16 protein-coding genes are annotated in these 20,508 nt (G+C 71.1%); 5 read left to right on the top strand and 11 right to left on the bottom strand.

The window, feature by feature from the left end:
• Positions 1-14: 14 nt before the first annotated feature.
• Together B5M43_RS07005 and B5M43_RS07000 are read right to left on the bottom strand one after the other, a co-directional pair.
• A complete protein-coding gene (locus B5M43_RS07005) occupies positions 15-818 on the bottom strand; it encodes a c-type cytochrome (RefSeq protein WP_055991805.1) in 804 nt (267 codons plus the stop codon).
• Between the two features lie 21 nt (positions 819-839).
• Complete coding sequence (locus B5M43_RS07000) at positions 840-1,517, bottom strand: heme-copper oxidase subunit III (RefSeq protein ID WP_082543121.1); 678 nt, start codon at positions 1,515-1,517, stop codon at positions 840-842.
• Positions 1,518-1,600: 83 nt separating this feature from the next.
• Between B5M43_RS07000 and trpD the strand changes: the two genes are divergently transcribed.
• Genes trpD through B5M43_RS06985 form a run of 3 tightly spaced genes read left to right on the top strand, consistent with a single transcriptional unit; the run spans position 1,601 to position 4,936 of the window.
• Positions 1,601-2,671 carry an anthranilate phosphoribosyltransferase gene (gene trpD, locus B5M43_RS06995; protein ID WP_134746294.1) on the top strand — a complete coding sequence of 357 codons (1,071 nt, stop codon included), beginning with the start codon at positions 1,601-1,603 and terminating at the stop codon, positions 2,669-2,671.
• A 28-nt stretch (positions 2,672-2,699) separates the two neighbouring features.
• Positions 2,700-3,692, top strand: coding sequence for a PHP domain-containing protein (locus tag B5M43_RS06990; RefSeq protein ID WP_134746295.1), 993 nt, complete (start codon positions 2,700-2,702; stop codon positions 3,690-3,692).
• Complete coding sequence (locus B5M43_RS06985) at positions 3,689-4,936, top strand: CynX/NimT family MFS transporter (RefSeq protein ID WP_055991815.1); 1,248 nt, start codon at positions 3,689-3,691, stop codon at positions 4,934-4,936. Before B5M43_RS06990 ends, B5M43_RS06985 begins: the two co-directional genes overlap by 4 nt.
• Before the next feature lie 21 nt (positions 4,937-4,957).
• Here B5M43_RS06985 and B5M43_RS06980 read toward each other — a convergent pair whose 3' ends face one another.
• From B5M43_RS06980 to B5M43_RS06960, 5 genes are all read right to left on the bottom strand, one after another.
• A complete protein-coding gene (locus B5M43_RS06980; RefSeq protein ID WP_134746297.1) occupies positions 4,958-5,875 on the bottom strand; it encodes a 5'-3' exonuclease H3TH domain-containing protein in 918 nt (305 codons plus the stop codon).
• 36 nt (positions 5,876-5,911) lie between these two features.
• Complete coding sequence (locus B5M43_RS06975) at positions 5,912-9,328, bottom strand: error-prone DNA polymerase (RefSeq protein ID WP_134746298.1); 3,417 nt, start codon at positions 9,326-9,328, stop codon at positions 5,912-5,914.
• Positions 9,329-9,344: 16 nt separating this feature from the next.
• Complete coding sequence (locus B5M43_RS06970; protein ID WP_134746299.1) at positions 9,345-10,970, bottom strand: DNA polymerase Y family protein; 1,626 nt, start codon at positions 10,968-10,970, stop codon at positions 9,345-9,347.
• Positions 10,970-11,776: a hypothetical protein gene (locus B5M43_RS06965; protein ID WP_230667759.1), complete on the bottom strand. Its 807-nt coding sequence runs from the start codon at positions 11,774-11,776 to the stop codon at positions 10,970-10,972. Before B5M43_RS06965 ends, B5M43_RS06970 begins: the two co-directional genes overlap by 1 nt.
• 114 nt (positions 11,777-11,890) lie before the next feature.
• Positions 11,891-12,109 carry an SCO4848 family membrane protein gene (locus B5M43_RS06960; RefSeq protein ID WP_055991824.1) on the bottom strand — a complete coding sequence of 73 codons (219 nt, stop codon included), beginning with the start codon at positions 12,107-12,109 and terminating at the stop codon, positions 11,891-11,893.
• Between the two features lie 74 nt (positions 12,110-12,183).
• On the opposite strand from B5M43_RS06960, the gene B5M43_RS06955 reads away from it, so the two are divergent.
• Positions 12,184-12,537 carry a helix-turn-helix domain-containing protein gene (locus B5M43_RS06955; RefSeq protein WP_162246662.1) on the top strand — a complete coding sequence of 118 codons (354 nt, stop codon included), beginning with the start codon at positions 12,184-12,186 and terminating at the stop codon, positions 12,535-12,537.
• A gap of 4 nt (positions 12,538-12,541) precedes the next feature.
• Here B5M43_RS06955 and B5M43_RS06950 read toward each other — a convergent pair whose 3' ends face one another.
• The 3 genes from B5M43_RS06950 to B5M43_RS06940 are packed head-to-tail and all read right to left on the bottom strand — an operon-like array spanning position 12,542 to position 18,668.
• On the bottom strand, positions 12,542-15,685 hold the full coding sequence (locus tag B5M43_RS06950; RefSeq protein WP_134747240.1) for a type I restriction endonuclease subunit R: 3,144 nt from the start codon (positions 15,683-15,685) through the stop codon (positions 12,542-12,544).
• Positions 15,686-15,693: 8 nt separating this feature from the next.
• Positions 15,694-16,926, bottom strand: coding sequence for a restriction endonuclease subunit S (locus B5M43_RS15305; RefSeq protein WP_230667757.1), 1,233 nt, complete (start codon positions 16,924-16,926; stop codon positions 15,694-15,696).
• Positions 16,923-18,668, bottom strand: a complete 1,746-nt coding sequence (locus B5M43_RS06940; RefSeq protein ID WP_134745903.1) for a class I SAM-dependent DNA methyltransferase — start codon at positions 18,666-18,668, stop codon at positions 16,923-16,925. The genes B5M43_RS15305 and B5M43_RS06940 overlap by 4 nt, the downstream gene beginning before the upstream one ends.
• Before the next feature lie 94 nt (positions 18,669-18,762).
• Between B5M43_RS06940 and B5M43_RS06935 the strand changes: the two genes are divergently transcribed.
• Positions 18,763-19,080, top strand: a complete 318-nt coding sequence (locus B5M43_RS06935; protein ID WP_055991834.1) for a helix-turn-helix domain-containing protein — start codon at positions 18,763-18,765, stop codon at positions 19,078-19,080.
• Here the strand turns inward: B5M43_RS06935 and B5M43_RS06930 are convergent.
• Positions 19,077-20,456, bottom strand: a complete 1,380-nt coding sequence (locus B5M43_RS06930) for an HNH endonuclease signature motif containing protein (RefSeq protein WP_134745902.1) — start codon at positions 20,454-20,456, stop codon at positions 19,077-19,079. The two genes, B5M43_RS06935 and B5M43_RS06930, sit on opposite strands and share 4 nt — an antisense overlap.
• Between the last annotated feature and the right edge of the window lie 52 nt (positions 20,457-20,508).

Genomic DNA, 20,508 nt, shown 5'->3' with positions numbered 1-20,508 from the left:
TTCGTTCGCCATGCTCAGTTGGACTTCGCGGTGATCCACACGGTGATCGCGATGAGCCCACCGATGCCGAAGATCCACACGAACAGACCCTCGGACACGGGGCCGAGCGAGCCGATCGTGAAGCCGCCGGGAGCGGGCTGCTCCTGCTGGTAGAGGAGCGCGGAGATGATGTCGCGCTTGTCCTCCGGCGTGAGGTTCATGTCGTTGAACACGGGCATGTTCTGGGGGCCGGTCACCATCGCGGCGTAGATGTGCTGCGCGCTGGTGTCCATGATGTCCGGGGCGTACTTGCCCTCCGTCAGCGCACCGCCGGCGGCGGCCACGTTGTGGCACATCGCGCAGTTGATGCGGAACAGCTCGGCGCCGCGCGCGACGTCGCCCTCGCCGTCGAGGTAGTGCTCGTCCGGGAAGTCGGGGCCCGGGGCGACCGACTGCACGAACTCGGCCATCGCGAGGATCTGCTCCTCGGTGAACTGGGCCTCCTTCTGCGGGGCCTGGACGTCCTGGCGCTGCATCGGCATGCGGCCGGTGGACACCTGGAACTCGACGGCGAGCGCGCCGACGCCGTACAGCGACGGGCCGTTGTCGGTGCCCTGCAGGTCGAGGCCGTGGCAGGTGGCGCAGTTGGCCTGGAACAGCTTCTCGCCGTCCTCGACCGTGAGCGTCGTGCTGGCGGCGGTGGTCTCGGTCGATGCGGCGACCGCGGCGGACGCGCCGGCGTAGGCGCCTCCCGTGATGAGCAGGCCGATGCCGATGAGGGCGGCGGCGGCCAGCGGGCTGCGACGGCCGTTCGAGCGGCGCTTCTTCTCTCGTGCCATAAGTCTGATGTAGCTCCGCTCTTACTTGAGGAAGTAGATGACCAGGAAGAGCGCGATCCACACGACGTCGACGAAGTGCCAGTAGTAGGACACGACGATCGCGGTGACGGCCTCCTTGTGACGGGGGCGCTTGACCGCGTAGAAGCGGCCGATGGTGAGCAGGAACGCGACGAGGCCGCCGGTCACGTGCAGGGCGTGGAAGCCCGTCGTGAGGTAGAAGGCCGACGCGTAGGAGTCGGCGCTGATCGGCATGCCCTCGAGCACGAGCGTGGCGTACTCCCACACCTGGCCCGAGACGAAGACCGCGCCCAGCGCGAACGACACCCAGAACCACGGGACGACGCCCCAGCCCACGAGCCGCTGCAGGAGCGGGTTCTTGAACGTCAGGCCCTCGGCCGAGAACACGCCGAGCTGGCAGGTCACACTGGAGAGCACCAGGATGATCGTGTTCACGAGCGCGAACGGCACGTTGAGAAGCTCGGTGCGCTCAGCCCACAGCTCCGGCGAGGTGCTGCGGAGGGTGAAGTAGATCGCAAAGAGGCCGGCGAAGAACATGACTTCGCTGCCGAGCCAGACAATCGTGCCGACGGCGACGGGATCGGGTCGCTTCACGGTTCTCGGTGCCGGGGCATACGTCGCTGAGGTCGTCACGGAACCATTATTGCCGATCCTCCGGCCTGGTTTGGGCAACTTCGACATCGCGTCGAAGTATGTGGGACCCGAATGCCGTCTGGGAGTCCGGCGCGGGATCCCTGTCTATACGCCCTGGCTAGGATCGGAGCATGGCGGAACCCACCTGGCCCGACGTCCTGACCACCGTGCTCTCGCGCACCGACCTCAGCGTGTCGGAGGCCACTTGGGCCATGCGGCAGGTGATGCAGGGCGCGGCGACCCCCGCCCAGCTCGCCGGATTCCTGCTCGCGCTGCGGGCGAAGGGCGAGACGGTCGAGGAGATCATCGGCTTCCGCGACGCGATCCTCGAGGCCGCCGTCCCGCTGGATGTCGACCCCAACGTGCTCGACATCGTCGGCACGGGCGGCGACCGCTTCGGCACCGTCAACATCTCGTCGACGGCCTCGATCGTGATCGCTGCGACGGGCGTGCCCGTGGTCAAGCACGGGAACAAGGCTGCGAGCTCGAAGTCGGGCTCCTCGGATGTGCTCAGCGCGCTCGGCATCGACCTGCGCCTGCCCCCGGAGGCCGTGGCCGGGGTCCTCGACCGCGCCGGCATCACGTTCGCGTGGGCGGCGGCGTTCCACCCGGGCTTCCGCCACGCGGGTCAGGTGCGCGCGGAGCTCGGCGTGCCGACCGTGTTCAACTTCCTCGGCCCGCTCGTGAACCCCGCCCGCGCGGAGGCGAACGCCGTCGGCGTGGCCAACCTCGACGTGGTCCCGCTGATCACCGGCGTGTTCCGCACGCGCGGCGCCACCGCGCTCGTCTTCCGGGGCGAGGACGGCCTCGACGAGCTGACGACCACGGGGTACTCCCGCATCTGGGAGGTCTCGCGCGGCGACGTGCACGAGTTCGACATCCACCCGCGCGACGTGGGCCTGGCGACCGCGACCATCGACGACCTCCTCGGCGGCACCCCCGAGCACAACGCCGAGGTGCTGCGGCGCACGCTGGCGGGCGAGAAGGGCGCGGTGCGCGACATCGTGCTGCTCAACGCGGCGGCGGGCATCGTGGCGTTCCGGCTCTCCCAGGACCCCGCCCAGATGCAGCGGGGCATGGTCGAGCGTCTCGTCGAGGCGCTCGAGGAGGCGGCCGCGGCGATCGACGACGGTCGCGCCACGGCGAAGCTGGAGCAGTGGATCTCGGCCTCGCAGGAGCTGGGCGGGTCGGCGCCGGCGTGAGCCCGCCGCAGGCCGGGGGAGGCGACGGATGGATCCGATCGAGGCGCTGAACGAGATCGCGTACCTCCTGGAGCGCGAGCGCGCGTCGAAGTTCAAGGCGAAGGCGTTCCGTACGGCCGCCGCGGCGGTCGCCGGCCTGGACGAGGCGGCGCGCCGGGACCCCGAGCGGCTGCGCCGGACCAAGGGCATCGGCGCGTCGACCTTCGCGGTGATCGAGCAGGCGCTCGTCGGACGTGTGCCGGACTACCTGACCGACCTGCGCGAGCGGCTGGGGGACGTGAAGCCGTCCGAGCTGCGGGGTCTGCTCCGCGGCGACCTGCACTCGCACAGCGACTGGTCGGACGGCACGACGCCGATCGAGGACATGGTCGCCGCCGCGCGCGGGCTGGGGCATGAGTACCTCGCGCTCACCGACCACTCGCCGCGGCTCAAGGTCGCGCGCGGACTGTCGCCCGAGCGGCTGCGACGCCAGCTCGAGGTGGTCGCCGGGTTCCAGTACGACGACTTCACGCTGCTGAGCGGCATCGAGGTGGACATCCTGAGCGACGGCGCGCTGGACCAGGAGCCCGAGCTGCTCGACGAGCTGGACGTCGTCGTCGCGTCGGCGCATTCCGAGCTGCGCATGGAGTCCGCGGCCATGACCCGACGGCTGGTCGCGGCCGTGTCCAACCCGCGCGTCACGGTCCTCGGCCACGTCACCGGCCGGCTCGTGACCGGATCGCGCGGAACGCGCCCGCCGTCCACGTTCGATCCGCGAGCGGTGTTCGAGGCGTGCGCCGAGCACGGCGTGGCCGTCGAGATCAACTCGCGGCCCGAGCGGGAGGACCCGCCGGACGACCTGATCTCCCTCGCGCTCGAGATCGGCTGCCTGTTCTCGATCGACTCCGACGCGCACGCCCCGGGGCAGCTGTCGCTGCTCGACCACGGCGCGGAGCGCGCCGAGCGGCTCGGCGTGCCGGCGGAGCGCATCATCACGACCTGGCCGCTCGGCAGGCTGCGGGCCTGGGCCTGGGGCGCGTGAGCCGGGCGGGCGGGGCGCAGGCCGCGCGGCGGGCGTTCCCGTGGCTCGTGATCGCGGGGGTGCTCGTCGCCGCGTTCAGCCTGCGCGGGCCCATCCTGTCGGTCACGCCCGTGCTACGGGACATCGAGCACGACTACGCGCTCGATGCCGCGACGGCGTCTCTGCTGACCACGTTCCCGGTGCTGATGTTCGCCGCGCTGACGCCCGTCGCCGCGGTCGTGATCCGGCGCGCGGGAGCCGACCTGGCGCTGCTCGCCTGCCTGGCCGCGGTCGCGGTGGGCACGCTCATCCGGACCCTCCCCGGATTCGGATGGATGCTCGTCGGCATGGTCGTGATCGGTGCGGGGATCACGGTGGGCAACATCGTGATCCCGGTGATCATCCGCCGCGAGGTGCCGCCCGAGCGAGTCGCGACGGTGACCGCCGCCTACACGGCCGCGCTGAACGCGGGGTCGCTGCTGACGACGCTCACCACCGCGTCGATCGCGGAGCTCACCGGATGGCCGCTCGCGCTGCTGCTGTGGATCGTGCTGACCGCCCTGGGGCTCGTGCTGTGGGGCCTGCACCTGTGGCGCGACCGGATGCCGGGCGTGCCGTGGGACGAGCGCTCCGGAGGAGGAGGGACGCCGGCGGACGCGGTGTCGATGACCGGACCGGTCCCGGTGCCCGGGCGCGGCGACGTCCTGCGGAACCCGGTCGTCTGGCTGCTGGTCGCAGCTCTCGGCTGCCAGTCCTCCGCCTACTACGGCCTGTCGACCTGGCTGCCGGCGATGCTCTCCGACATGACGGGCACGGGAGCCGCCGTCGCGGGGGCGCTCGCGTCCCTGTTCCAGGGCGTCGCGATCGCGGGGGCGTTCGTCGTGCCGACGCTCGCGCGCTACCTGCCGCTCGCGGTGCCGGCCGCCCTCGTCGCGGCGTGCTGGGTCGCCATGGTGGGAGGGCTGCTGGTCGTCCCTGAGCTCTACCCGCTCTGGGTGTCCCTCGGCGGGGTCGCGCACGCGGGCGGCTTCGTGGTTGTGTTCACGGTGCTCGTCGGCATCGCCCGCAGCAGCCGCGAGGCGGCGGCGATGTCGGCGCTCGTGCAGGGGCTCGCGTACGTGGCAGGCGCGGCGGGCGGACCCCTCCTCGGCGGTGTGCACGACCTGACGAGCGGCTGGACGCTGCCGCTTCTTCTCACGCTGGCGCTCGTGAGCGGCTTCTCGGTCTGCATCCTGACCGCGGTCGCCCGCGTGCGGCGCTCCTGAGGCTCACCGGCCCCGCACTGGTCAGGCCAGGGCCGTGAGCACCCGGTCCATCGAGGAGCCGAGGTTCCAGCGGCCCGCGAACTCGCGCGCCCGCTGTGCCGCGGCCTCATCCGGCACGGGGAGGATCGCCGGCACGTCGCCGAGGTCGAGGTCGGTCGCGACCGCCACCACGCGAGGCGCGACGTCGAGGTAGTCGGCCGCGGCGGCGAACTTGGCGCGCATTCCGGCCGACATCCCCTCGCCCGCGGCGGCCGCGGCGCGGATGCCCGCGAGGTCGCCGTGGGCGGCCAGGAGGGTCGCGGCGGTCTTCTCGCCGACGCCCTTGACGCCGGGCAGGCCGTCCGACGCGTCGCCGCGCATGGTCGCGTAGTCCGCGTACTGGGCGGCGTGCACCCCGTACTTGGCGACCACGACCGCGTCGGTCACGATCTCGAGGTTGCTCATGCCGCGCGCCGTGTAGATCACGCGCACGTCGCGGGCGTCGTCGACCAGCTGGAACAGGTCGCGGTCGCCGGTCACGATGTCGACCGGCACCGCCGACCGCGTGGCGAGCGTGCCGATCACGTCGTCGGCCTCGTGCTGCGCGGCGCCGACGACCGTGATGCCGAGCGTCGCGAGCGCCTCGCGGATCACCGGGACCTGCACCTCGAGCGGATCCGGCACCTCCTCGACATCCGGACCGGACGCCACCACCTCGACCACGCGGTGAGCCTTGTACGACGGGATCAGGTCGACCCGCCACTGCGGGCGCCAGTCGTCGTCCCAGCATGCGACGAGGTGGGTGGGGCGGTAGGTCGTGACGAGCTTCGCGATCATGTCGAGCAGCCCGCGCACGGCGTTGACCGGCGTTCCGTCGGGCGAGCGCACGGTGTCGGGCACGCCGTAGAAGGCGCGGAAGTAGAGCGAGGCGGTGTCGAGCAGCATCAGGCGCGAGGTCACGGGTTCAGTGTTCCAGACGACGGCGACGCGGGCGGCTCAGTGGAAGTCCCGGGAGGCGTGGCGGACGCCGACGCGCAGATCCTCGAACGCGTCGGCGAGCAGGTTCGTGACGCCCTCGGGTGAGCGCTCCAGGATGCCGCGCGCGATGAGCGCCGGACTGTCGCGCACGATGCGGCGATAGCGGTTCCAGACTCCGACCGAGCAGATCACGTTGACCAGGCCGTGCTCGTCCTCGAGGTTGAGGAACGTCACGCCCGACGCGGTGGCCGGGCGCTGGCGGTGGGTGACCAGGCCAGCGACCTCGATGCGGCGGCCCGTCTCGTGCGTGCGCAGGCGGGCGGACGGCACCACGCCGCGCGCGTCCAGCGCCTCGCGGTAGTGGGCGAGCGGATGATCCGTCGTCGAGACGCCGGTCGCCCACAGGTCGGCCGCGAGCTGCTCGTAGCTGGTCGGATCGGCGAACAGCGGCGGCTGAACGGCCGTCACGGTGTGCGGCAGGTACTCGGGGCGATCCTGCGCGGCGGAGCCCGCGAGCCAGATCGCCTCGCGGCGCGACAGGCCCAGGCACTCGAACGCGCCGGCGGTGGCGAGGGCCTCGAGGTGGGTCTGCATGATGCCGGTGCGGCGCACCAGCTCGGGCAGCTCGCGGTACGGGCCGCCGCGCTCTCGCTCCGCGACGATCCGCTTCGCGGTGTCGAGCCCGATGCCGGTCACGCCCGCGAGCCCGAGCCGCACCGCGAACGCGCCGTCCCGGCGATGCGCGGCGGACTCGTCCGGCGCGTCCCGGTCGAAGGCGCCCGGCGCGGGATGCACGCGGGCCAGGCACGAGTCGAGACCAGTCGTCCCGCCGGATCCCTCGCGCAGCGGCTCGAGGACCTCGGTCGCCCCCGAGCGGTTCAGGTCGGGGCGGCGCACCTCGACGCCGTGACGCCTCGCGTCGGCCGTGAGCGACGCGGGGGAGTAGAAGCCCATGGGCTGCGCGCGCAGCAGACCGGCGAGGAACGCGGCCGGGTAGTGCAGCTTGATCCACGACGACGCGTAGACCAGCAGGGCGAACGACAGCGAGTGCGACTCGGCGAAACCGAAGTTCGCGAACGCCTGGATGCGCGCGTAGATGCCGTCGGCCAACTCCCCGGTGATCCCGTTCGACGCCATCCCGGCGTACAGCTTGTCGCGCAGCTTCTCGATCTTCTCCTTGCCGCGCTTGGATCCCATCGCCCGCCGCAGCAGGTCCGCGTCCTCGCCCGAGCACTCGCCGACGGCCATCGCCATCTGCATGAGCTGCTCCTGGAACACCGGGATGCCCAGCGTGCGCTTCAGCACCGGCTCGAGCTTCGGATGGTCGTACGTCACCTTCTCGACGCCCATCTTGCGGCGCACGAACGGATGCACGGCGCCGCCCTGGATGGGGCCGGGGCGGATGAGCGCGATCTGGATCACCAGGTCGTAGAAGCGGCGCGGCTGCAGGCGCGGCAGCAGCCCCATCTGCGCGCGCGACTCGACCTGGAACACCCCGATGGAGTCGGCCCGGCACAGCATGTCGTAGACCGCGGCCTCCTCCTTCGGCAGCGTCGCGAGCGTCCACTCCTCGCCCGTGGACTCGCGGATCAGGTCGAAGCAGTGCTGCAGCGCGGCGAGCATGCCCAGGCCCAGCAGGTCGAACTTGACCAGGCCCATCCAAGCGGCGTCGTCCTTGTCCCACTGGATCACGGTGCGCCCGGGCATGCGGGCGTGCTCGATCGGCACGACCTCGCCCACGGGGCGCTCGGTGAGCACCATGCCGCCCGAGTGGATGCCCAGGTGGCGCGGCGCCTTCAGCAGCTCGGTCGCGTACTCGATCACCTGATCCGGGATGTCGTGATCGGGCCCGGTCTCGACCCCCGCGCCCCAGCCCTCGACCTGCTTCGACCAGGCGTCCTGCTGGCCGGGCGAGAAGCCCAGGGCGCGGGCCATGTCGCGCACGGCGTTCTTGGGGCGGTACTGGATGACGTTCGCCACCTGGGCCGCGCGCTCTCGGCCGTAGCGCTCGTAGACCCACTGGATGATCTCCTCGCGGCGATCGGAGTCGAAGTCGACGTCGATGTCGGGCTCCTCGTCGCGCAGGGTGGACAGGAAGCGCTCGAACGGCAGGTCGTAGGCGATCGCGTCGACCGCCGTGATCCCGAGCAGGTAGCAGACCGCGCTGTTGGCCGCGGATCCTCGCCCCTGGCACAGGATGCCCCGGCGCCGCGCCTCGGCCACGATGTCGTGCACGATCAGGAAGTAGCCCGGGAAGTCCTTCTGCTCGATGACCGCGAGCTCGCGCTCGATGCGGTCGCGGTCCTTGGAAGACAGGTCGGGGTAGAGGCGGGGCACGGCGTCCCACACCAGCTGCCGCAGGTACGACATGGGGGTGTGGCCCTCGGGCACCTCCTGCTTCGGCAGCGCGGGGCGCATCCGCCGCAGCGGGAAGGCCAGTTCGTCGGCCAGCGTCACGGTGCGGGACACGGCACCCGGGTAGCGCGCGAAGCGCGCGGCCATCTCGGCGCCCGAGCGCAGGTGGGCGGCGGCGTGCGACGGGAGCCATCCGTCGAGGTCGGCCATGCTGCGGTTGGCGCGCACGGCGGCGACCGCGGTGGCCAGGCGCGCGTTCTCGGGCGACGCGTAGTGCGCGTTGTTGGTGGCGACCACAGGCAGGCCGCGCTCGGCGGCCAGCGCCGCCAGGACGTCGTTGCGGCGCGTGTCGAGCGGATCGCCGTGATCGGTCAGCTCGACCTGCACGCTGCCGGGCCCGAACAGGTCGACGAGCCGGTCGAGGGCCGCGGCGGCGGCCACGGGCGCGCTCGCCGCCTCCGCCCCTGCGGCCTCGGCCAGGGCGCGGCGCACGAGCCCCTTGCGGCACCCGGTCAGGATCACCCAGTGCCCGTCGGCCTGCTGGGCCAGCTCGTCGAGCACGTAGAAGGGGCGGCCCTTCTCGGCGCCGCGCAGTTGGCCGTGCGTGATCGCGCCGGCGAGGCGGTGGTAGCCCTCCTCGCCGCGGGCCAGCACGAGCAGGTGGTCGCCCGCGTGGTCGGGGACGCCGTTCTGCGGGGTGGGCAGGCCCAGCGACAGCTCGGCGCCGAACACGGTCTTCACCGCGGTCTCCTCGGCCGCCTCGGCGAAGCGCACCAGGCCGTAGAAGCCGTCGTGGTCGGTGAGGGCGAGGGCGTGCAGGCCGAGCCGCTCGGCCTCCTCGACCATCTCCTCGGGCGAGGACGCGCCGTCGAGGAACGAGAAGGAGGAGTGCGCGTGCAGCTCGGCGTACGGCACGGTGTCCTCGGGGCGCCGGATGGGCGGCGCCTCGTATGCGCCGCGCTTGCGGCTCCACGCGGGGCTGTCGCCGCCGTCGGCGCCGACCGGGCGCGCGTCGGGGCGGCGGCCGCTCAGGGCCCGCTCCAGCTCCGACCACGAGATCGGCGGGTTCTGCCAGCCCATCAGCGGCCCCCGGCGCTCATGTGTACCGCCCCTCGGCCCACCAGCGGCCGTCCTCGAGCACCAGGAGCCATGCGATCTGATCCGCGTCGACCACCTGGAAGCGGTGGGCCCGCCGGGCGCGGTCGGCATCCCACTGCCGTTCGATCACCGGCCACGGCCCCGCCCACGCCGCGATGCGGCGCCCGTCGAGCAGCGCCGGAGGAGCCGACACCGCGCCCCGCTCGTCGACCGCGACGGGGGCGCCGTCGGCCGCGGCGACCGCGACCGGGCGCCGGCTGCGGTACACCTCGCTGGGCAGCGGCGCAGGAAGGCTTCCCGGCCACGGCAGGTCGCGCGGATGCGCGGGGCGCTCGGCGTCGCCCCATGGCACGCGCTGCTCCCGCTCGCTGAGCCAGCGCCCGCCCGCCAGCATCGGCGTGACGACGCCGCGGTGGCCGAGCAGGGCCTGCACGCGCGACATCGCATGGTGCAGGCGCTCGTCGGGACCCTGGCCGAGCAGCGCCGGCTGGTGGTGCGAGGCGTCGTCGACCGCCTCGGGCTCGATGCGCACGAGCGTGACGCCGCCGTTCTCGCCGCCCAGGGTCGGCGCCCCGTTCTCGCCGCCGAGGCTCGTCTGCAGCTGCCAGCGCACCCTGTCGACCAGGGCCGGCGCGTCGAAGCATGTGGGATGCAGCCATACGCGCTCGCTGCGTCCGCCCCGGTCGTCGAGCAGCGTGATCCGCACCTCGGTGCACACCAGGCTCGCCTCGTCGAGCCCGGTGACGACCGCGTCGGCCGTGGTGCGCACGGCGAACGCGACCTGGTCGGCCAGCGCGAGCGGCGGCTCGAACTCGACCTCGCGCGCCAGCTCGGGCGGCGGCACGCGCGGCACGACGGGACGCGAGTCGGCTCCGCCGGCCAGCGCGTGCAGGCGCGCGCCGTGCTCGCCGAGCCGGTCGCGCACGGGGGAGATGTCGAGCGCGGCGAAGTCGCCCAGGGTCTGCACGCCCAGGCGGGCGAGCAGCGCCACGATCTCGTCGTCGCCGCCCGCGGGCGAGAGGGCCGCGATCGTGAGCGGCGAGAGGAAAGCGGCGGAGGCCCCGCGCGGCACGATCCGGATGGAGGCCGGGCTCATCAGGCGCGCCGCCTGCTCTGCCGTGAACAGTCCGTCGGCGACGCCCGCGCGGGCATCCGGGATGCCGCTCGCGGCGAGCTCGTCGAGCAGCGCGCTCGCCGCCTGCTCCTCGCCGCCGTAGAACCGGGCGGGCCCGCGGGCCCGCACGGCGCACAGCCCGGGCCGCAGGGGCTGCACGCCCGGGGTGAGCTCCTCGATGCGCGACAGGATGGGCAGGAACGCGCGCTCGTCGCGGGCGGGGTCCGCGGACACGAGCCGCAGCCGGGGACAGGCGCCCTGCGCGTCGCGGCGCCGCTGGCCGCGGCGCACGCCCTGGCGGCGGGCGGTGGCCGAGCAGGCGACGACCCGGTTGGCGTGCATGATCGCGATCGGCTCGTCCTCGGTCGGGGGTGCCGTGTCGCCGCCCGCATGGGCGGCCGCCCGCGCCTCGCTGCGCAGCAGGGCCGTGACCGGCCAGTCGGGCAGCCACAGGACGATGACCCGGGTCGGCGCGGGCGCGCGGGTCGGAGCCGGACCGGCGGAGCCCATCACCCCACCGCCTCGAGGCGGGCGGACCCGGCGTCGCTCCCGTGGCCCGCCTCGATCCGGTGGACCGTGCGCCAGGACGGGCGCCGCGCGGTGCCCGCCGCGGCCGCCGGCGCCCCGAGCGGGCCGGGCAGCTGCACGCGCACCGAGCGCGGCACGGGGAAGCGGCGGCCCGTCGCGCTGATCGTGACCTCGCGCGCGGCGAGGAGGCCGTGTCCCTGGCCGAGGCCGGTCCATTCGGGGTCGTGCACCCGCAGCACGGCCTCCGCCTGCGGCCAGGGGCCCTGCACGAGCAGCACGCCGCCGCGGTCGCGCAGCTTCGCCCCGATGCGGGCGGTGTCGCCGTCGCGCGCGGCGCGCGGCGGACGCACCGCGACCACGGGGAAGACCTCGGCGACGGCCGACGTGACGGCGAGCCAGCGGTCGCCGGGCTCGGGGACGAGGGCGAACCGCTCGAGGTCGACGCCGTATCCCTCGGCCGCCTCGGCGGCGAGCTCCGGCATGCCGATGGCGGCGCACCAGGATCCGGCGCGCGAGGGCGCCGACATCAGGGCGAGCAGCAGGCTCGTGGCGGTGTCGAGGGAGTAGACCGCGCCGGGGCGCAGCCCTCCCTCGGGGAAGAGCGGGGCCAGCGTGGGGTGCACCGGGATGGCATCGACCTGCGCGCTGCGGCGCTGCATCCGGGTGATCTGCGCGCGCAGGCGCTGGATCTCGGCCGCGGTCTGCGGTGCCGCGGCGCCGACCGGGCTCGTCGGCCCGGGAGTCGTCGCCTCCCAGCGGGAGGCGGTCTCGTAGCGTGCCATCCCCATCCCTCAAGACTAGAACCGATGTTCGAAGAAGTCGATCTTCGTCATCGAACACTAGTTCGCACCTCCGACATCACCGTCGGGAGCGCCGGAGGGTGGGAGAAGGGCGGCCCGCGGTCAGCTCTGGACGAGCGCGACGATCCCCGCGACCGCCGAGGCCGCCGCCAGCAGCAGCGCGATCCCGATCAGCACGACGTGCACCTTGAGGAAGCGCGTCGGGCGGCCCGCGGTGTCGCGAGCGCGCGGATCGCGTGCGACGCGGCGCAGGAACGTGGGCCAGACCAGCACGTTGAAGACGGCGTTCGCGAGCAGCAGGGTCGCCAGGAGGACGGTCATCCGTCGAGCCTAATCCCGGTCAGTGGGCAGATCTCCCCACGCCGTCATCTGGGATATCGCGCACCATGAAGCGCATGGACGAACCGATCCCCGCGGCGCGTCTCGTCGATCCCCATTCCGCCGTCGCCGCGAAGGTGGGAGAGCGCATCGGCGAACTCCGGCGCCGCGCACAGCTGAGCCGCCCCACGCTGGCCGACTGCGCCGACCTCGATGTGCGGCATCTGCAGCGCATCGAGCGCGGACACGGCAATCCCACGCTGCTGAGCCTCATGCAGATCGCGGTGGCGCTCGAGGTGCCGCTGTCGCATCTCGTCGAGGGCGTGGAGCCGGAGGACCTCCCCGAGACCCGCCGTCCCTACGGGCACAGCACACGCGACACCCAGACCCGCCGCCGCTACTACGCCGGCAACGGCGCGCTGGAGTACTGACGCGTCAGGTCGCCGGATCCGCGAGCTCGGACCGCACGGTCTCGTGCACGAGCTCGCCGATGGCCTTGAGCAGCTTGGGGCGCTGATCCGCGCGTGAGAAGAACACCTCGACCATCCGGTTGTGGCTCGACTGCATGCCCAGCATCGCGTCGACGAGCGCGGCGTCCAGATCGGGGGATTCGACGAACTGGGAGCGCGAGTTCGCGATGGCCTGCGTGCGCAGCTTCTGGTCGGCGACCATCACCGTCACCAGCCCCTCGACCCAGGACTGCTCCTCGGGCACGGTGAAGTCCTCGCCCTCGAACATCTCGTTGATGCGCTGCAGCACCTCGGTCAGCAGCACCATGCGAGGGTCCCGCGCGGCGCCGCTTCCTCCCGCACCGAGCGGCCTCAGCTCGGCCCGCTCGCCGAGGACGAGGTGATGATCACCCGAGCGCGCGTGTTTGATGTGCGTGAGCTCGACGGCGGAGAAGTCGATCGTCTCGGTGGTCGCGCGTCCGGTGAGCCGGGGCAGCAGCAGGCGCAGATAGAGCGAGCGCTTCTCGAGGTCGGTGTCGCCGTAGTCGATGATCTGCGACAGGAAGTCGTAGAGCCGGATGAAGGTGCCCACGTCCTTGCGGAACAGATCGAGCTCCTCGATCTCAGTGCGGTCGTCGCCCGACAGCGCCGCGGTGTACCGGCCGTTGAACCGGTCGGCGGCCGACTTCAGGGGCGCCGTGTGTGCACTGTGCTTGGCGCCCGTGCCGAGCGAGCCCGCCAGGTACGCAGAGGTGAACGCCTCGACCTCGGCGTCGGTGTAGATGCCGGCGGCGTCGAGCTTGGACTGCAGGTCGTGCACGACATCGGGATCGGTCGTCTCGGTCAGCTGTGCGTCGCGGTAGTACGGGCGGAACGCGTCGAGGATCTCCTCGGGGTCGTTCACGAAGTCGAGCACGTAGGTGACGTCCTTGCCCGCCGACGGGTAGGTGCGGTTGAGGCGCGACAGCGTCTGCACGGCGGTGACGCCGGACAGCCGCTTGTCGACGTACATCGCGCACAGCAGCGGCTGGTCGAAGCCCGTCTGGTATTTGTTGGCGACGATCAGGACCTGGAAGTCGTCGGTCGCGAACGCGTTCGGCAGCGTGCGCCCGCGCAGCCCCTTGTTGAGGTTCGCCTCGCTGTAGGGAGGTTCGACGCCGGCGAATCCGACGCCGGGCACCTGCTCATCCGTGAGGGTTCCCGAGAATGCGACGAGTGTGGCGAGGCCGTAGCCCTTCTTGGCGATGTACGCGTCGATGGCCTCCTTGTACCGCACGGCGTGCTCGCGCGATGCGGTGACGACCATGGCCTTCGCGTGTCCGTCGAGCAGATGCCGCACGTTGGTGCGGTAATGCTCGACGATGATCTGCACCTTCTGCGCGATGTTCGTCGGGTGCAGCGACACCCAGCGCATCAGGCCCTTGGTGGCCTCGGCCTCGTCCACCTGCTCGACCGCCTTGAGGTGCCGTTGCGACTTCTCGGCGATCTGGAACGCGGTCTTGTAGGTGGTGTAGTTCTTGAGGACGTCGAGGATGTAGCCCTCCTCGATCGCCTGCTGCATCGTGTAGACGTGGAACGGCCGCGGTTTCCCGTCGCCGTCCGTGCGGCCGAACAGCTCGAGCGTCTTCGCCTTGGGCGTCGCCGTGAACGCGAAGAACGACAGGTTCGGGGAGTCCGCGCGGGCAGCCATCTCGGCCGCGAGGATGGCCTCGGTGTCGATCTCGCCGCCGTCCTCGAGGTCGCTCTGCTCCTCGGCCGTGAGCACCTCGCGCAGCTTCTGCGACACGCGCCCGGTCTGCGACGAGTGGGCCTCGTCGGCGATGATCGCGAAGCGGCGCTCGGCCAGGCCCTTGTTCTCGCGGATCGCCTGCAGCGCGAACGGGAACGTCTGCATGGTCACGATCACGATCAGGCGGCCCGCGAGCAGCTCCTTCGCGAGCAGGCTCGACTTCGACGTGACGTCGTCGGATCCGGACTTGCGCACCTCGTCGGCGTTGATCATGGCGACCGTGCCGTCGACGCCCTCGATCTGCTTGATGGCCTTCTGCAGCTGGTCGTCGAGCACCGTGCGGTCGGTGACGACGATGACGGTGTCGAAGATCTTGCGGTCCTCGGCGTCGTGCAGGTTCGACAGCCCGTGCGCGAGCCACGCGATCGAGTTGGTCTTGCCGGATCCGGCGGAGTGCTGCACCAGGTAGCGCTTGCCGGTGCCCTCGGCGCGCACCGTGTCGAGCAGGGTCGTGACCAGCTGCCACTGGTGCAGGCGCGGGAACAGCAGCGTCGTCGAGGTGGTGACCTCGCCGGTGATCGGATCCGTCGACGTGCGCTTCTCGAGGTGCAGGAGTCGCCCCAGGATGTGCAGCCACGCGTCGCGCTGAAGGATCTGCTCCCACAGGTACGAGGACGCCGCGCCGTGCGGATTCACGGGGTTTCCGGCCGCGCCGCCGTCGCCGAGGTTGAACGGCAGGAAGTGCGTCTTCGGCCCGGCGAGGCGGGTCGTCATGGCGACCTCGTCGTTCGACACGGCGAAGTGGACGAGGCAGCGGTTGGCGAACCCGAGCAGCGGCTCGCCCTTCGGATCGCGGTGGGCGCGATACTGCTGCTTGGCGTCCTCGATCGACTGGGTGTTGTCGGTCTTGAGTTCGATCGTCGCGACCGGCAGTCCGTTGACGAACAGGACCAGGTCGATCGACTGCGTGTTCTTCGACGAGTAGTACACCTGACGCATCACCCGCAGGCGCACGGCCTCGTAGCGCGCGCTCGCCGCGGCGTTGAGCGAGGTGGCGGGCTTGAATTCGCAGATCTTGAACGAGGCCGGGGTCTTCTTGAACCCCTTGCGGAGCACGTTGAGCGTGCCGCCGCCCGCGTCGAGAGGGAGGTCGAGCGCCTTCACGAGGCGATCGAGCAGCTGCTGCTTCGCCTTGGCCTGCTCGGCCTCGGTCATCGACGGCTTGACGACCTTCGCCCACTCGTCGGGCTGAGTCTGCTCGAGCCACGCGAACACGTCGTCTGGGATGAGCGCTCGGTCGCGGTCGTAGTGCGGGCCATTCTTCTCGTCGTACCGCCACCCGTTCGCCTCGAGGTGCGCGCAGATCTCGTCCTCGAAAGCCCGCTCGTGCTCGATGCCCATGGATGCTCCTATGCAGCCCGCGTCTTGCCCGTGGTCACGTCGATCTGACCAGTCACAGCGGCGGTGATGAGCGCCGCCCGCCGCTCCTTCGCGAGCGCGATGAACTGCTGCGCCTTGGCGATCAGAGCGTCGATCTTCGCGGTCTGCCGCTCGATTTCCGCGACGATCGTCTTCTGCTCGTCAACCGGCGGGAGCGGGATGCGTATTGCCGCGGCGATCGGCTGATAGATCGTCTTGTGAGTCGACCCGATCATCAGCGACAGCAGGTGCGGCCGCATCGCGCGGAAGACATACATCAGGTACTCCGGCAACAGGCGAGGGCCGCAGACCCAGTTCCAAAAGTCCTGGCTCGTGGCCATCGGCTGCGGCATCACTCCTGTGAAGCCGACAGAAGCTGTGCGAGACAGGACGACCGTGCCGGCCGGCAGCAGCTCGGCCGCGGAGTTCGCGAGCCCGAGTTCGCTGATCGTGTTCGCTGTGTCGCCGAGATAGGTCTGAGACTCATCGCGGAGCTGCCAGACGTCCGCCAGGGTGAACCACGGGATGATCGTGTTCTCCCAGTACTCGGGGTTCGACCTGCTCGGTGTGTGCCCGGTCTTCATCGCGGCCACACGGCGGATGTTGAGCGCATGCCAGTGCGCGGGGATCGCGTCGGCCCAGGGGAGGGGGTTCGCCCGGAACTCGGCTGAGGGATCGAGACCCCGCGTGACCAGGCTCCGGATTCCCTCACGACGCCGATCGCGCAGTGCACTGACCAAATGCGTCTGCTTCGCGATGAGCGTGTCGATCTGCGCGGTTTCGCGGTCGAGGTAGTCGGCGATCGCCCCCTGCCGATGTGCCGGGATGTCGGGCAGCTCGAGCGAACCGAGGGTGGCGCTGGTAATGGCAGTGAACGTCGAACCGGTAGCGCGAGACTCGAGTTCAGAGCGGGTGCTCTGGATCCACCACCACAGGTATCCCGGGTCAATCGAGTGCGCACGGACTGCGCAGAGACCGCGGCCGATTCCGAATGCTCGGTCTGCTACGTTGACGGCGCCTACGGGGGCACGCACTGAGACCAAGACATCGCCAGCGATGGCGCGTTTCGGTGCAATGTCACACTCATACCGCGCGGACGGATGGCGCGGCCCGAACTCGGCGTTTCCCTGCAGGAAGGGGAGTCCGCTGTCGAGCGGGTCGACCTGATCGGAGGGTGGCGACTGTCCGGCGAGGATCTCGGCGACGTCCTTTAGACGTGTCACCGCTCCACCTCGCGGAGCAGGTCCATGATCTCGGCCACCAGCTGCTCGAGGTCGCGGTCGATCTCCTCGAGCGGGCGGGGTGGCTCGTAGACGTAGAAGTGGCGCGTGAAGGGGATCTCGTAGCCGACCTTCGTCTTCGCCTTGTCGACCCAGGCATCCGGGACGTGAGGCTTGACCTCGGCCTCGAAGTACGCGTCGATCATCGCGTCGCGGGCCTCGGCGCCGCGGTCGTTGCCGCCGTACGTGAAGGGCACGTTCTCGGTGTCGCGCAGCTTGCTGTCGGGCTTCGGGTTGCCCTTGCGGTCGGTGACGATCTCGCCGTTCTCATCGCGCAGCGGGCGCTCGACCGTGATGGTCCAGTAGCCGAACTCGGCCGTCGGGAGCACCTTCGAGTGCGCATTGGTCTCGTGCGCGCCGTAGAGCTCGAGGATCCGGTCGCGATCGGAGGCCGAGAGCTCCCGGCTCTTCTGCCCGAGGTTCTTGCGCATCTTCGTGAAGAAGCCCGACCCGTCGATCAGCTGCACGGTGCCGATCCGGTCGGCGGGCTTGGCGTTGTCGAGCAGCCACACATAGGTCGCGATGCCCGTGTTGTAGAACATGTTCGTCGGCAGTGCGACGATCGCGTCGACGAGATCGCTCTCGAGCAGCCAGCGGCGGATGTTCGACGGCCCCGACTCGGCGGCGCCGGTGAAGAGGGGAGAGCCGTTGAGGACGATCGCGGCGCGGCCGCCCGTCGCATCCTTGCCTTCGGGACGCATCTTCGTCGCCACGTGCTGCAGGAACAGCATCTGCCCGTCGCTGATCGGCGGCAGGCCGCCGGGGAACCGGCTGCGCTCGCCGGCGTCCTGGACGTGGCGCTTGATCGCCTCCTGCGACGCCTTCCAGTCGACGCCGTACGGCGGGTTCGAGAGCACGTAGTCGAACGTGCGCCCTGCGAAGCGGTCGTCGGCGAGGGTGTCTCCCAGCTGGATGTTGGTGGCGTCCTGCGCCTTGGCGATCATGTCGGACTTGCAGATCGCGTAGGACTGATCGTTGATCTCCTGCCCGAACAGCACCAGGCGGGCCTCGGGGTTGCGGGTCTTCAGGTGCTCCTCGGCGACCGAGAGCATGCCGCCGGTGCCCGCCGTGGGGTCGTAGACCGTGCGCACGACGCCGGGCTCGCTGAGCGCCTCGCCGTCGGTCGCGAACAGAAGGTCGACCATGAGGCGGATGGCATCGCGCGGCGTGAAGTGCTCACCGGCGGTCTCGTTGGAGGCCTCCGCGAACTTGCGGATGAGTTCCTCGAACAGGTCGCCCATCGCCGCGTTGTCGAGCGTGTCGGGGTGCAGGTCGATCGCCGCGAACTGCTGCACGACGAGCAGCAGTCTGTTCTTCTCGGCCATCGCGTGGATCTCGTTCTCGAACCGGAACCGGTCGAACACGTCGATGTTCTTGGAGAAGCCCGCGATGAAGTCGATCAGGTTGGACTCGAGCCCTTCGGGGTCTCCGAGCAGGCGCGCGAAGGTCCAGGGGCTGGCGTTGTAGAAGCTCAGCCCCGCGCGCTTGCGGATCAGCGCCTCGCGCAGCTCGTCGCTGTCGGTGCTCTCGACGATCTCGCGCACGACGTCGCGGGTCTCGTCGAGCAGGCAGTCGAGCCGCCGCAGGATCGTCATCGGCAGGATGACGTCGCCGTACTGATGCGGCTTGTAGACGCCGCGGAGCTGATCCGCGATGCCCCAGACGAATGTTCCGAGGCTGCTCATGCGCGCGACGAAGTGGAGGCGCAAATGAGCATGGCATGAATGCTAATGCACGAATGCATACCTCACGAACGCGTCGGCATTGAAGCCTTGGGGAATGACTTCGAACCCGGCCGCCGAGGAGATCGGGCGCCGGATCTCGGCGCTGCGGCACAAGACCGGGCAGTCCAAGAAGGCGATGGCCGAAGCCGCCGACATGGACATCTCGCACTACTCGCGCATCGAGAACGGCACGGGCAATCCCACGGCCCAGATGCTGATCCAGCTCGCGATCGCGTTCGAGGTCGACCCGGGCGAGCTCATCAAGGGACTCGGGCCTGAGAGCCTGCCGGACACGCGCCGGCCGTACCCGTATTCGCAGCACCATCTCTATCGCCGACGCCAGCCGCGGCGCGGCACCGGCGACGCCGACTAGAACGGCGCCGGGTCGTCCGGATCGGACGGTGGGGGATCGAGGTCGGCGGCCTCGAGCGCCGCGACGAACCGGACCGTCGGGGCGGGAGTGTCGGTGATGCGGCGGCCGGTGGGGCTGATCCAGGTCATCGTGCCGTCCGGCCCGTGCTCCACGCCCCAGGGGGAGTTGTGTTTGAGGACGTGGTGGGTCCGACAGAGCGCCGCGAGGTTGCAGACCGCGGTCTGGCCGCCCTCGCTGTGCGCGATTGTGTGGTCGAGGTCGCAGCGGTGGACGGGCTGGCGGCAGCCGGGGAACCGGCAGTGCTCGTCGCGCGCGGCGAGGAACCGCTTCTGATCCGCCGTGGGCGTGTACGCGTCGACCGTGCGCAGGCATCCGGTTCCCGGGTCGACGAACAGCCGCGTCCAGGTGTGCGCCGCGCCCGCGAGGCGGCGTGCGGTGTCCGGGTCGACCGGGCCGTGCCCGGCGAGGAACGCCGGCTCATCGCCCAGGCCCGCCAGGGTCTCGGCGGGGATCGTGATCTGCACGCGCGCCCGGATCGCCGCTGCGGTGTCGCCGTCGGCGTTCGCCGACAGCACTGTGGGGTGGCCGGTGAGGACCAGGTCGGCGAATACGTCCGCCCGGACCTGCGCCATCGTGCGCTCGTCGGTGGGCAGCGGATCGGTCGGGTCGAGCTCGTCGATCATCGCGCCGAACACGGCGCGACCCTCCCGGCGGGCCGAATCCCGCACCGACATCGCCATCTGCGTGAGCCGATCCTGCGCCGCGTGCGCCACCACGGTCTCGACCACGGCGTGGAACGCGCTCATCCCGTCGCCCAGGTCATCCACCCAGGTGCGCCGCGCCTCGCGCGCCGTCGCATGCCGCTCCGCGAACGTCGTCGGCTCGAGCCGCTCGGCGACGGCCTGCGCGATCGGCCGCAGCCGGCCCGCGGTCGTCTCCATCGCCTGCTTCAGCACCACCCGCTCGTACCGGGACCGGGTCTCCTCGTCCTCCAGGCGCGCGCCCTCCGCCGCGATCACCGACGCGTGTGCGCGTGACAGCCGCCCCTCGCACAGCGCCGCGTACGTCGCGGGGAACTTCTCGATCAGCCGGACCGCGTCATCCATCCGCGCCCGGATCGTGCCGTCCGCGACGTTCGTCGCCGCGGCGATGTCGGCCGCGATCGCCCGCACCGGCAGCTGGTAGGTCGACGGCGCGTCGAGCTCCGCCATCACCTCCACCGCGATGCCCTGCGCCGCCGCCAGGAGCCCCGCCTTCACCGCCTCGATCTCCGCGATCATCCGGTCCGCGGTCTCGACCGCCTCGATGAGGGTCGCCACCGCGTCACGGCGTGCGGGATCCAGATCCCACCGGGTGCCGAACGACTGCCTGACCATGCCCCCATTCTACTGCGACCTTCGGACATTCGTTCGAATCAGGTCGCGATGT

Source organism: Microbacterium sp. MEC084 (genome assembly GCF_004514465.2).
Classification (GTDB): Bacteria; Actinomycetota; Actinomycetes; order Actinomycetales; family Microbacteriaceae; genus Microbacterium.
The sequence above is the reverse complement of the archived record's forward strand: the minus strand, read 5'-3'. Positions and strand labels throughout refer to the sequence as shown.